This is a genomic window from Sphingomonas bacterium (genome assembly GCF_903644135.1).
GTDB lineage: Bacteria > Pseudomonadota > Alphaproteobacteria > Sphingomonadales > Sphingomonadaceae > Sphingomonas.
In genome coordinates, this window is the sequence record NZ_CAHJXA010000046.1 from 1 (window position 1) to 12,116 (window position 12,116).

The window sequence follows — 12,116 nt, forward strand, 5'->3', positions numbered from 1 at the left end:
CGCGCTGTCCGCCGACCGCGCCGCCGAAGCGACCCGCACCGCCAGGCGCGACCGGACCGCGATCGAGAAGCTGATCGCCCGCGCCGAGACCGACGCGGCGCTCGCCGCGTTGCGCGCGCTGGAGGAAGCGCCGCCGACGCGGACGATCCGGCATGATCCTTGCTGATCGTTCGCCGATGATCAACGCCATCGCCTCGCCTTCGCATAGCCGCGCAACCCCATCGGCCGGAACCAATGCCGGCGCGGTGGCGGTGGCCGGAGCGAGTTTCGCCCTGCTGCTGGTGAGCGACGACGCGACGCCGAATGATCCGGCGGGCGCAACGCTCGACGAGGGGCCGACGGCCGACCGGCAGGACGATGCCGCTGCCGGCAAGCCGCTGCCGACGACCGATGCCGACCCGTCGCTGCTGGCGGCCGACCCGTCCTTGCCGGGATCGGACGCTGCCTGGCTGATGTCGGTGCTTGCCGGGCAGCTGCCGATCAGTTCCTCTGCGCCGGTCGATCCGCCAGCCGAGCTGCCAGGCGGAGCCGCCGCGCCATCCGGACGCGCTGCAACCGTCAGCCTGAAGCTGCCGGCGACCAGCCTGGTCGACCCGGCCCCGCGTCCTTCGATTGTGCCATCGGCAGCGCCGTCGCCAGTGATTGCCGACCTGCCTGATGAAGATCGCAAAACGCCGGCTGCTTCTCCCGACCGGCCAACCGCCAAGCCTCCCGCGGCAGCGGCCATACCGATGCTGGCGGTCCAGGCCGCCGTCGTGCAGCCTGCGCTCCCCGCTGAACGCCCTGCAATGACCCCTTGGACTCCGTCGCTTCAGGCCCAGGTGCGTGCGGCGCTGCCCGACACGGCGAACGTCAATCCTCTGCCGACCAAGACGATGGATGCGTCTCCGCCAACTCAGGCAATGCCGATGCCCACTCTCGCCTTTGCTGCGGCAGCATCGCCGACATTGTCCTTCACAGCGCCGCCCATGCTGGCTGGATCGACGGTCATCAACGCCGGCTCGGGGCCGGTCGTCTCGACGGTCGTATCCCGTGTCACGGTCGTGCCCGCGGCCGATGCTGCTGCGCCTGTTTCAGCACCGCCGATCATGGTGCCAGCGCCAGTGACTGAAGCGATTGTGCCGACGCCTCTTGCCACCGGTTTTGTCCGGTTCGCTGCAACGCCGGCCGTCATTGCCTCGCCGGGACAGAACCCGACGGATCCGCCGCTCGCGTACAAGGCTCCCACGGTATTGGCACCGAGCGTTACGCCAGTGCCGTTGCCAGAGTCCTCACCAGTCCTGACGCCAGCCCAAACGTCGGTGCCGGTTGCAACGACCTCGCCGGTTTCCAAGGTCGCCCCTGCGGGTCAAGTCTTCGCCGCGGCGATCCACGATGCCGCTCGCAAGCCTCCCGGCGACGACGCCATCGTCCTGCAGGCGATGTCTGCCATCGCGACCCACGCGTCCACGCCCGGCGTCGTCGCGGCGGCGGGCGGTCGCAGTGACGCCGCACTCGACCTGCGCCATCCCGGCTGGCCGAGCGCGATGATCGACCATATCGAGAAGCTGCGCGACGCGGCCGACGCGAGCGACACGCGCATCCGCCTCGTGCCCGACGCGCTGGGCGGCATCGACGTGTCGCTGCGCCGCCACGACGAGGGCGTGCGCGTCACCCTGTCGGCCGACCAGCCGGCGACGCAGGCGCTACTCGCCGATGCGCGGCCGCAACTGACCGAACTGGCGCAGGCGCGCGGTATCCGTCTGGCCGATGCGCCCGTCGGCACCGGCGGGCAGAGCCTGTCGGACGGACTGCGCCAGCCCTTCGCGCGTCCGGCCACGCCTGGCGCTCCCGCCTCCGCCACCACCACGACCGATGACGACGACCTGGCCGATGGCCGCGTCGCCTGACACGAAGGACCTGATCGATGAGCGACAAACCCGACGAAGCCGCGCCCAAGAAGGGCAAGAAGGGCAAGATCCTGATGCTGGGCATCGGCCTGCTCGTGCTGGTCGGCGGCGGCGTTGGCGGCGGGCTGTACGCCGCGCGCTCCGGCATGGTCGGCGGCGCGAAGCCGGTACCCGACAACAGCCCCAAGCTGGTCCTGAAGAGCGAGCAGAAGCAGCCGACCGCCAAGGAAGGCGGCGAGGCGAGCGCGCCCGGCAAGCCGACCGGCGGCCTGGGCGGCACCGGCGGCGAGAAATACGCCTCCACCTACTATCCGATGGAAAAGGAGTTCACGGCCAACCTGCAGGGCTCGTCGCACTTCATCCAGGTCGGGCTGGCGGTGTCGACGCCCTATGACGAGCGGGTGGTCGCCAACCTCAAGGCCGACGACATCGCCGTGCGCTCGGCGGTGCTGATGGCGCTGGGCGACACCACCGAGGATCAGGTCTTCACCAGCGCCGGCAAGCAGCAGTTGCAGCGCCGCATCGTCAAGGCGATCAACGAAACCCTCAAGCAAAAGGAAGGGTTCGGCGGCATCAGTAACGCTTATTTTACCAGTTTCGTCGTTCAGTGAGGCCATGGTTAATGTCGCGGCAACATCCCCTGACCTGAAGTCCGAGCGGCGCGAGCGTGCTCGTGCCGACACGGCCGATCATGGCGTGCTCGGCCAGGGCAAGCTCAACCCCTATGGCGACCTCCACACGCTGCAACATCTGTCGGCGCGGCTCGCGCGCGGGATGCGTGGCATGTGGGAGCCGCTGCTGCGCCAAGAAGTGCGGTGCTGGGCGGAGCCGCTCGTCGTGCAGCGCTTCGCCGATTACCGCGCCGAACGCGGCGAGCGGCTGACCGCCTGGCTGCCGCTGACGATGACGCCCGGTGCGGGGTCGGCGCTGCTGGTGTTAGACGGGCGCTTCGTGCTCGAACTGCTCGACCTGTTCTTTGGCGGCACCGGCGCGGTTGCGCATCCGCTGCCGGCCGAGTTCTCGCCGGCCGGCGAGGTAATGGTCGCGCGGCTGGGGGCGATGCTCGCCGCGCCACTCAAGGCCGCGTGGGAGCCGCTGTCGCGGATCGACTTCCTGCCCCTGCGCGGGGACGCCAGCGTCGCCGCCGTGCCCGACCTCGACGGCGACGATGCCGCGATCGTCACGCGCTTCGGCATCGCAGCCGGCACGGCCAAGCCCGTATTTGTCGACATCATCTATCCGGTCGCCGCGCTGAAGCCGCATGGCGCGGCGCTGACCGGCAAGGTGCTCGACAAGGCCGAGGCCGACCCCGCCTGGCGCAACCGCCTCACCCGCGCCGTCATGGACGTCGCCTTCCCGATCCGCTCGGTCCTAGCCGAGCCGGTGGTGCCGCTCCAGATGTTGATCGACCTCAAGCCCGGCGACGTCATCCCGATCAGCTTCGGCCCCGACGTGCCCGTGATGGTCTGCCGGGACTGCCTCGGCACCGGCACCGTCGGCACCGCCAATGGCCGCGCCGCCGTCCGCCTCACCAGTATCGCCCGCCTCGACGAAGGATTGCACGCATGAACGACATGACCGGCGGCTTCCCCGCCCCCTTCGGCGATGCGGCGCTCGCCGCCAATTTCCGGCTGCTCCAGGATGTCGACGTCAAGCTGACGGTGGAGATCGGCTCGACCAGCCTGACGCTGCGCGAGCTGCTGGCGCTGGGCGAGTCGAGCGTGATCGAGCTCGACCGCGAGGCCAACGAGCTGCTCGACGTGTTTGTCAACGGCACGCTGATCGGCCGCGGCGAGGTGGTGACGGTCGGCGACCGCTTCGGCGTCAAGATGACCGAGCTCGTCTCTCCCGACAAGCGCGGCTGAGCCGATGTTGTGGAGCTATATCCTCAAGCTGGTCATCCTGCTGCCGCTGGTCTGCGGGCTGATGGTCGGCTGCGTCTGGCTGTGGCGGCGGCTGGAGAGCCGGATGCCGGGCAAGGCGACGACGCGGCTGGTGCAGGTGCGCGAGACGATGATGATCTCGCCCGGGCTGCGGCTGGCGGTGCTCGATTTCGAGGGCAAGCGGCTGCTGGTGTCGGTCGGCCGCGGCGGCGTCACCCTGGTCGACAAGGTCGGGTCATGAGCGTCACCGTCACGCGCAAGGGCGAGGGCCCCTCGCTGTTCCGCAGCGCGCCGGCGCGCCGGTCGCGGATCGGCTTGAAGCTGGTGTGGATCGTCGTCGCGCTGCTGATCGGCCTCGCCATCGCCGTTCCCGCCTTTGCGCAGGCCGCTCCGGCTACTCCCGGTGTAGGCGATGCGGTCGATCGCGCGCTTGGTCAGCTCGGCGGCACCGGGCAGGCGGCGGGGCAGGGCGGCAGCGCCGGCCTGTCGCTGTCGCTGCAGGTCCTCATCATCATGGGGCTGCTGACGATCCTGCCCGGCCTCCTGTTGATGATGACCAGCTTCACCCGCATCGTCATCGTGCTGGCCATGCTGCGCCAGGCGCTCGGCCTGCAGCAGACGCCGCCCAACCAGGTGCTGATCGGCCTGTCGCTGTTCCTGTCGCTGTTCGTGATGGCCCCGACCATCAGCCAGATGAACGCCCAAGCGATCCAGCCTTATGCCGCCGGCCAGATCGGCGGCACCCAGATGATCCAGGCCGCCGGCGCGCCGCTGCACGCCTTCATGGCCAAGCAGACACGGATGAAGGACGTCACGATGTTCGCCGGCCTCGCCAAGTCGGGGCCCTATGCCAAGCCCGCCGACATCCCCTTCGCGGTGCTGCTGCCCGCCTTCATCACCAGCGAGTTGAAGACCGCGTTCCAGATCGGTTTCCTGATCTTCCTGCCGTTCATCGTCATCGACCTAGTGGTGGCGACGGTGCTGATGAGCCTCGGCATGATGATGCTGAGCCCGCAGATCATCTCGCTGCCGTTCAAGCTCCTCCTGTTCGTGCTGGTCGACGGCTGGGCGCTGACCATGGGCAGCCTCGCCAACTCGTTCGCGAGCTAGCGGGGTGGACTCCTCCTACTTCCTCACAGTCGCCGATCAGACGATGTGGGTGCTGGCGCTCGCCGCCGCGCCGATCCTGCTGCCGGTGCTGGTGTCGGGGCTGATCATCGGCATGATCCAGGCGGCGACGTCGATCAACGAGGCGACCTTGTCGTTCGTCCCCAAGCTGATCGTCGTCGCGGTGTCGATCCTGATCTTCGGCAGCCTGATCCTGGGGCTGCTGAGCGACTTCACCATCGGCATGTTCGACCGTATTCCGGAATTGGTGAAGTGAGCGTTCTCCCTCTCCCCTTGGGAGAGGGAAGGGGCCCGCTGCCGCAGGCAGTGGGAAGGGTGAGGGAAGTCATCTCCCCAATCCTGCCCTCACCCTTCCGCCGCGGCGCGGCTCCCTCCCTCTCCCAATGGGAGAGGGAATGATGCTCGGCTTCGGCCTCTCGATCGAGCCGCAGCTGTGGGCGCTCATCTTCGTGATGGTGCGGATCGGCGCGGCGTTCGTCACCGCGCCGATCTTCTCGGCGGTGACGATCCCGCTGCCGGTGCGGGTCGGCCTGTCGGGGGCGATCGGCGTGCTGGTGCTCGCCGCGCATCCGGTGGTGCCGCCGCCGCACGTCTTCGCGGTCGCGACCTTCCTGTCGGTCGCCGCGGAGGCGCTGGTCGGGCTCGCGCTCGGCTTCATCCTCCAGATCGCCTTCGCCGCGCCGCTGGTGGCGAGCGAGATCATCGGCACCTCGATGGGGATCGGCTTCGCCAGCGCGATCGACCCGCAGAGCGGCGTCTCCACCCCGGCGCTCGGCCAATTCCTGCAGGTGATGCTGACCTTGCTGTTCCTGTCGGTCGACGGCCATCTCGTGCTCGTCGACATGCTGGTGCGTAGCTACGACGCGCTGCCCCCCGGCGCGGCATGGCTCGACGCGCAGCACCTGAAGGGGATCGCGGTCTTTGGCGGCTATGCGTTCCTGGCCGGGCTGCTGCTGGCGCTGCCGGTCGGGTTCCTGCTGCTGTGCCTCAACCTCGTCGTCGGCATGATGAGCCGCGCCGCGCCCGCGCTCAACCTGTTCGCAGTCGGCCTGCCCGCCAGCCTCGCCGTCGGTGTCGTCGCGCTCGCCGCCGCCTTTCCGGCGATGGGCGATTACATGCTGGTGATCATCCGCGAGGGCCTCCTGGCCACGCAGAACCTGGTGCTCGGCTGATGGCGGAGGAGTTCGGCGAACGCACCCAGGCGGCGACACCCAAGCGCAAGCGCGAAGCGGTCAGGCAGGGCGATACCCTCAAGAGCCGCGACTTCGCCACCGCGCTGGTCGTCCTCGCCGGCGTCGCCTGGGTGGTGATGTTCGGCCCGCAGCTGATCCGCGCCTGCGAGGCGGTGATGGCGGCGAGCTTTCAGTTCGGCCGCAGCGACATCGACGATTTCTCTCCCTTCCGGCCGCTGGCGGAGGCGGGGTGGAAGCTCGCGCCCTCGCTGGTCACGCTGTTTGTGATCGGCATCCTCGCCGCCATCGCCAGCCAGGCCGCGCTCGGCTCGTTCGGCTTCAACCCTGGGCTGCTCACGCCCAAGGCGTCGCGGGTCAATCCGGCAAGCGGGCTCAAGCGCATCTTCGGCACGGCCGGCTGGATCGAGCTCGGCAAGTCGCTGCTCAAGATCGTGCTGCTCGGCTGTATCGGCGGCTGGGCGCTGTGGCGCTCGACGCGCTCGACCATCGGCATGGCGTCGTCCGATGTTGGCACCGCCGTTCATCAGCTTGGCGGCACCTTTGTCGGCATCCTGATGGCGATGGCGTTCGGCCTGGTGGTGATCGCCGGCATCGACGTGCCGATCCAGGCGTGGCGGCTTTACGCCAAGCTGCGCATGTCCAGGCAGGCGATCAAGGACGAGCACAAGGAGAGCGAGGGCTCGCCCGAGAACAAGCAGCGCCTGCGCAGCCAGCAGCGCGCGGTGCTGAAACGCTCGGTCAAGAAGGCGGTGGCGGAGGCCGACGTCATCCTGACCAACCCGACCCATTTCGCCGTCGCGCTGCGCTATGATCGTGGCCGCGACCAGGTGCCGGTGGTGGTCGCCAAGGGCCGCGGCGCGACCGCGCTGGCGATCCGCGAACTGGCCGCCGAAGCGCAGATCCCCAGCCTCGAATATCCCATGCTGGCCCGCGCGGTCTATTACACCAGCCGCGAGGGGCAGGAGGTGCGCGACGACCTCTACGTCGCGATCGCCACCGTGCTGGCGTTCGTGTTCAACCTCAACGCCGCCGCCGGCGGCAGCACGATGCCGCCGCCGGTCGCGGTGCCGCCGGGCGCGCGCTTCGACGAAAATGGCATTGCGCTGGCCTAAAATCCTGCGGTTGCCGGTCGTTTATCACAGGTGAGCAAGGGGTGAGCCGGCATGACGACCACGACGAGCACGACCGCCGCCGCCACCACGCCCGCCTCGACCCAGTCGGTCGTCAGCACCGCCGCCCAGTCGCTGCTGACCTCGCTGGGATCGGGCTCGGGTGTCGATACCAGCTCGCTTGTCACCTCGCTGGTCACCGCGCAATATGCGACGCAGGACGCCTCGCTGACCAGCAAGTACGACGCGCTGACCTCGCAGATCTCGTCGGTCGCGAGCGTCAAGAACGCGATTACCTCCTTCTCCTCCGCGCTCGGCACGCTGGTCAAGGGCGGCACGCTGACCACCCAGCCGGTCAGTTCCAACAGCGGCGTCCTTTCGGCCACCGCGCTGCCTGGCGCGAAGCTCGCCGGCCTGTCGTCGAGCATCACCGTCAGCCAGCTCGCCAGCGCGCAGACCGCGGTGACCGCCAACGCGATCGCCGACCGCACTGCCGCGATCGGCACCGGCCAGCTGACGCTGACGCTGGGCACCGCGACCTACAGCGCCGACGGCACATGGACCGGCGTTGCCAACGGTGCCGGTGCCGTGACGATCGACCTCACCAGCGCCAATGACAGCCTCGACGGCATCGCGGCAGCGATCAACGCCAGGAAGGCGGGGGTGACCGCCGCGGTCGTCACCGACGCCGACGGTTCCGCCTATCTGTCGCTCAAGGGTGCCACCGGCAAGGCGCAGGCCTTTACGCTCCAGGCGACCACCGACGACAGCGGGGCCCTGGCGCAGTTCAACGTCGGCCCGGGCGCGAGCGGCACGACGCTGTCGTCGGTCGCGCAGAACGCTAGGCTGAAGGTCGACGGCGCATCGGTCGAGCGGACCGGCAACACGATCAGCGACCTCATCGCCGGCGTGAAGCTGCAGCTCACCGGCGTCTCGACCGCCGCCGTGGCGCTGACCAGCGCCACCCCGACCGACGCCTTGTCGGGGGCGGTCAGCGACTTCGTCGACGCCTATAACGAGGTGGTCGGCATCCTGAAGACGCAGACCGATCCGATCAACGGCGTCCTCAAGTCCGACCCGGCGGCGAAATCGCTGCTCGCCTCGCTCAAGGGCATGACGCTGGCGAACCTGGTGCCGGGCGCGGACAGCGGCACACCGACGACGCTGGCCGCGATCGGCGTCGGCACCAACCGCGACGGCACGCTGAGCCTCGACACCACCGCCCTCACCAACGCGCTCGGCAAGTCGCCGCAATCGGTCGAGGCGATGTTCGCCTATTCCGCCGATGCGACCAGCGGGCTGTCGGCGATCCTGTCGTCGCTCACCACCGAGGCGACCAACACCAGCTATGGCCTGGGCGCTTCGACCAGCAGCTATACCGCCGCGCAGGCGACGATCAGCACCGAGCAGAGCGACCTGTCCGACCGGAAGACGGCGATGACGACGCGGCTGACCCAGCAGTTCGCCAGCATGAACAGCCGGGTCACCGCCTATAAATCGACCCAGGCCTTCCTCACCAACCAGATCGCCGCCTGGAACAAGAGCAGCTCATGACCTATGCGAGCGTGCTGGCGCGGCCGGCCGAGACCTATCGCCGGATCGACGTCGCCGGGCGCACCGCCACCGCCGACGGGGCGGGGCTGGTGCAGCTGTTGTACGACGAGCTGGTCGCCGCCTTGCGCGCGGCGGCATGGGCGGCGCAGCATGGCAAGCTGACGGTCAAGAGCGAGCGGGTGACCCGCGCCACCGCCATCCTGTTCGCGCTGGAGGCGGGGCTCGACTTCGCCAAGGGCGGCGAGGTGTCGGCGACGCTCGCCCGGCTGTATGCGGGCGCGCGGCGGACGATCATCGACGCCTCGATCGGCCACGACCCCGCGCCGTTCCGCGACACCGCCGCCAATCTGGAAGAGATCGCCCAGGCGTGGCGAACGGTGAGCCGGCAATAACGGTTTACCCCGCCCCGCCGCCCCCCTAAGCGCCACGCGGACCAGCAAAGGAGTGGGCGTGGCCAATGTCGCGGTAGTCGGCGCTCAATGGGGCGACGAGGGCAAGGGCAAGATCGTCGACTGGCTCGCCGAACGTGCCGACATGGTGGTGCGCTTTCAGGGCGGGCACAATGCCGGCCACACGCTGGTCGTCGACGGCACCACCTATAAATTGTCGCTGCTGCCTTCGGGCGTCGTGCGCGGCACGCCCAGCGTGATCGGCAACGGCGTCGTCCTCGACCCCTGGCACCTCAAGGACGAGATCGAACGGCTGGCGAAGCAGGGCGTCGTCGCCACGCCGGAGACGCTGCGCATCGCCGATAATTGCGCGCTGATCCTGCCGCTGCATGGCGAGCTCGACGGCCTGCGCGAGGATGCGAGCGGGGCGGGCAAGATCGGCACCACCCGCCGCGGCATCGGACCCGCCTATGAGGACAAGGTCGGCCGCCGCGCGCTGCGGGTATGCGACCTGGCGCATCTGGATGCGATCGGGCCGCAGCTTGACCGGCTGCTCGCCCATCACGACGCGTTGCGCGCCGGCTTCGGGGCCGCGCCGATCGACCGGGCGGCGCTGGTCGCCGCGTTGGAGGCGATCGCCGGCTTCGTCCTGCCCTTCGCCAAGCCGGTGTGGCGCGACCTGGGCGAGGCGCGGTCGCGTGGCCGCCGCATCCTGTTCGAGGGCGCGCAGGGGGTGCTGCTCGACGTCGACCATGGCACCTACCCGTTCGTCACCTCGTCCAATACCATCGCCGGGACCGCGGCGGGCGGCTCGGGCCTGGGGCCGGGCGCGGTCGGGTTCGTGCTGGGGATCGCCAAGGCCTACACGACGCGGGTCGGCTCCGGACCATTTCCGACCGAGCTGTACGACGACACCGGCGAGCGGCTCGGCGTGCGCGGCCATGAGTTCGGCACGGTGACGGGCCGCAAGCGCCGTTGCGGCTGGTTCGATGCGGTGCTGGTCCGCAAGTCCGCCGAGGTCAGCGGCATCACCGGTATCGCGCTCACCAAGCTCGATGTGCTCGACGGCTTCGACGAGGTGCGGATCTGCACCGGCTATCGACTGCGCGGGCAAGACCTCGACTATTTTCCGTCCCATGCCGCCGACCAGGCTGCGGTCGAGCCGGTCTATGAGAGCATGGCCGGCTGGGATCAATCCACCGCCGGCGCGCGCAGCTGGGCAGACCTGCCGGCCCAGGCGATCAAGTATATCCGCCGGGTGGAGGAGCTGATCCGCTGCCCGGTGACACTGGTCTCGACCAGCCCGGAGCGTGCCGACACGATCCTGGTGCGCGACCCCTTCGCCGATTAACCCGCTGAACTGGGTGCGGCCGGCTCTTTCTTGACGTTGCCGGGCGTACCGGTGTCGTTGCCCGCCGGCTGGTCATCGTCATCAGCGTTCTGCTGCGCGGAATTGCCCGTCGCGTTGCCGGGCGCGTCCTTGCGCTCGACCGGCGCACGAGCGACCTGCGCCAGCGCCGCGGTCGAGAGAGCCAGCGTGACGACGCCGGCAAGGGTGGTCAAACGCATGGCGTATCTCCTGAAACTATCGTGATCGCACTATCGCGGCCCGGCGATGATCCGCTAGGCCGCGAAAAGCTGCGATCAATGCGGGGCGGCGGCGCTGCCTGCGGCCGAACCCGTCGAGGTGCCGGTGCTGGTGCCGCCGACCGAAGACCCGCCGGTGCTGGCACCGCCGCTCATCGAGCCGCTGCTGCCCATGGAGCCGCTGCCCATCGAGCCGGTTCCGCCGCTCATGCTGCCGGAGCCCATGCTGCCGGTACCGGTCGAGCCGGTGCCCATCGATCCCGTGCCCATGGTGCCCGAGCTCATGGAACCACTCGTCGAGCCGCCCGTGCCCGTGCCGCCGCTGGTCGAGGTGCTGCCCGTGGCCGATGCGCCGCCGTTCGACGAGCGGCTCCGGCTGGAACGGCTGCGCGAGCCGCTGGTCGAGGTCCCGGTCTGTGACGATCCGGACGAGCTCATCGAACCCGATCCCATCGTGTCGGAGCCGGTCGAGGTGCCGGTGCTGGTCTGGCCGCCGGCGGATGCGCCTGAACCATTGCCCGTCACCGTGCCGGTCGTACCCGTCGATCCGGTGGTCTGTGCCGTTGCCAGTGCCGGCAAGGCCAACGCCGCCGCGGCGATCGTCATCATCATGCGCATGTCTTCTCTCCGATTATGTACGATGCGAACGACTTGGAGAGCAGTGCGTTCCGTCTAGCGGCCATCGCCGCCGCATTGGGCACGGTGGAGCATCATTTGATCGGCGAGCACCAGCGCCACCATCGCCTCCACCACCGGCACGCCGCGGATGCCGACGCAGGGATCGTGCCGGCCCCTGGTGGCGATCGTCGTCGCCTCGCCGGCCGGGCTGACCGTGGCGACCGGCGACAGGATCGAGCTGGTCGGCTTGAACGCGCAACGCAGGCGGATCGGCTGGCCGGTGGCGATCCCGCCGGCGATGCCGCCGGCATGGTTGGCGAGGAACTCCGGTCCGCCCTCGCCCGGATCGCTGGCGGGCCGCATCGGGTCGGCATTGGCCTCGCCAGACAGCGCCGCCGCGGCGAAGCCGTCGCCGATCTCCACCGCCTTGACGGCGTTGATGCCCATCACCGCCGCCGCCAGTTCCGCATCGAGCTTTGCATAGAGAGGCGCGCCCCAGCCGGCGGGAACGCCGGTCGCCTCGCAGGCGACCACCGCGCCCAGCGACGACCCCGCCTTGCGCGCAGCATCGACCGCCGCTTCCCAGCGTACCGCCGCGGCGGCATCGGGGCAGAAGAACGGGTTGCGGTCGATCTCGTCGAGGTCGAAGGCAGCATGGTCGATCGCATCGCCGCCGATCGCCTCCACCCATGCACGGATGCGCACGCCGGGGATCACCAGCCGCGCCACCGCCCCCGCCGCCACGCGGCTGGCGGTCTCGCGCGCC

15 protein-coding genes are annotated in these 12,116 nt (G+C 69.5%); 13 read left to right on the top strand and 2 right to left on the bottom strand.

Annotated features, from left to right (window positions below; translation table 11 throughout):
• Nucleotides 1–638: 638 nt before the first annotated feature.
• The 12 genes from HUU96_RS04210 (at nucleotide 639) to HUU96_RS04265 (ending at nucleotide 10,496) form a co-directional block, all read left to right on the top strand.
• Nucleotides 639–1,889 carry a flagellar hook-length control protein FliK gene (locus HUU96_RS04210; RefSeq protein WP_174291605.1) on the top strand — a complete coding sequence of 417 codons (1,251 nt, stop codon included), beginning with the start codon at nucleotides 639–641 and terminating at the stop codon, nucleotides 1,887–1,889.
• Nucleotides 1,890–1,906: 17 nt separating this feature from the next.
• Nucleotides 1,907–2,500, top strand: a complete 594-nt coding sequence (locus HUU96_RS04215; RefSeq protein ID WP_174291606.1) for a flagellar basal body-associated FliL family protein — start codon at nucleotides 1,907–1,909, stop codon at nucleotides 2,498–2,500.
• A 4-nt stretch (nucleotides 2,501–2,504) separates the two neighbouring features.
• On the top strand, nucleotides 2,505–3,458 hold the full coding sequence (locus HUU96_RS04220) for a FliM/FliN family flagellar motor switch protein (RefSeq protein WP_174291607.1): 954 nt from the start codon (nucleotides 2,505–2,507) through the stop codon (nucleotides 3,456–3,458).
• On the top strand, nucleotides 3,455–3,754 hold the full coding sequence (fliN, locus tag HUU96_RS04225) for a flagellar motor switch protein FliN (protein ID WP_174291608.1): 300 nt from the start codon (nucleotides 3,455–3,457) through the stop codon (nucleotides 3,752–3,754). Before HUU96_RS04220 ends, fliN begins: the two co-directional genes overlap by 4 nt.
• Before the next feature lie 4 nt (nucleotides 3,755–3,758).
• The gene (locus HUU96_RS04230) at nucleotides 3,759–4,013 is read left to right on the top strand and encodes a flagellar biosynthetic protein FliO (protein ID WP_174291609.1); all 255 of its coding nucleotides are present in this window, start codon (nucleotides 3,759–3,761) and stop codon (nucleotides 4,011–4,013) included.
• A complete protein-coding gene (gene fliP, locus HUU96_RS04235; protein ID WP_174291610.1) occupies nucleotides 4,010–4,882 on the top strand; it encodes a flagellar type III secretion system pore protein FliP in 873 nt (290 codons plus the stop codon). The genes HUU96_RS04230 and fliP overlap by 4 nt, the downstream gene beginning before the upstream one ends.
• Nucleotides 4,883–4,886: 4 nt before the next feature.
• Nucleotides 4,887–5,156, top strand: coding sequence for a flagellar biosynthesis protein FliQ (gene fliQ, locus HUU96_RS04240; protein ID WP_174291611.1), 270 nt, complete (start codon nucleotides 4,887–4,889; stop codon nucleotides 5,154–5,156).
• Nucleotides 5,157–5,298: 142 nt separating this feature from the next.
• The gene (fliR, locus tag HUU96_RS04245; protein ID WP_174291612.1) at nucleotides 5,299–6,072 is read left to right on the top strand and encodes a flagellar biosynthetic protein FliR; all 774 of its coding nucleotides are present in this window, start codon (nucleotides 5,299–5,301) and stop codon (nucleotides 6,070–6,072) included.
• Nucleotides 6,072–7,205, top strand: coding sequence for a flagellar type III secretion system protein FlhB (gene flhB / locus HUU96_RS04250; protein WP_174291613.1), 1,134 nt, complete (start codon nucleotides 6,072–6,074; stop codon nucleotides 7,203–7,205). Before fliR ends, flhB begins: the two co-directional genes overlap by 1 nt.
• A gap of 51 nt (nucleotides 7,206–7,256) precedes the next feature.
• On the top strand, nucleotides 7,257–8,756 hold the full coding sequence (gene fliD / locus HUU96_RS04255) for a flagellar filament capping protein FliD (protein ID WP_174291614.1): 1,500 nt from the start codon (nucleotides 7,257–7,259) through the stop codon (nucleotides 8,754–8,756).
• Nucleotides 8,753–9,148, top strand: a complete 396-nt coding sequence (locus HUU96_RS04260; RefSeq protein WP_174291615.1) for a flagellar protein FliS — start codon at nucleotides 8,753–8,755, stop codon at nucleotides 9,146–9,148. Before fliD ends, HUU96_RS04260 begins: the two co-directional genes overlap by 4 nt.
• A gap of 58 nt (nucleotides 9,149–9,206) precedes the next feature.
• A complete protein-coding gene (locus tag HUU96_RS04265) occupies nucleotides 9,207–10,496 on the top strand; it encodes an adenylosuccinate synthase (protein ID WP_174291616.1) in 1,290 nt (429 codons plus the stop codon).
• Here HUU96_RS04265 and HUU96_RS04270 read toward each other — a convergent pair.
• The gene (locus HUU96_RS04270) at nucleotides 10,493–10,714 is read right to left on the bottom strand and encodes a hypothetical protein (protein ID WP_174291617.1); all 222 of its coding nucleotides are present in this window, start codon (nucleotides 10,712–10,714) and stop codon (nucleotides 10,493–10,495) included. The genes HUU96_RS04265 and HUU96_RS04270 overlap by 4 nt on opposite strands.
• Nucleotides 10,715–10,832: 118 nt before the next feature.
• On the opposite strand from HUU96_RS04270, the gene HUU96_RS04275 reads away from it, so the two are divergent.
• Nucleotides 10,833–11,408, top strand: a complete 576-nt coding sequence (locus tag HUU96_RS04275; protein ID WP_174291618.1) for a hypothetical protein — start codon at nucleotides 10,833–10,835, stop codon at nucleotides 11,406–11,408.
• Here the strand turns inward: HUU96_RS04275 and aroC are convergent.
• On the bottom strand, nucleotides 11,405–12,116 hold a 712-nt coding region (gene aroC / locus HUU96_RS04280), incomplete at its 5' end, for a chorismate synthase (protein WP_174291619.1). The genes HUU96_RS04275 and aroC overlap by 4 nt on opposite strands.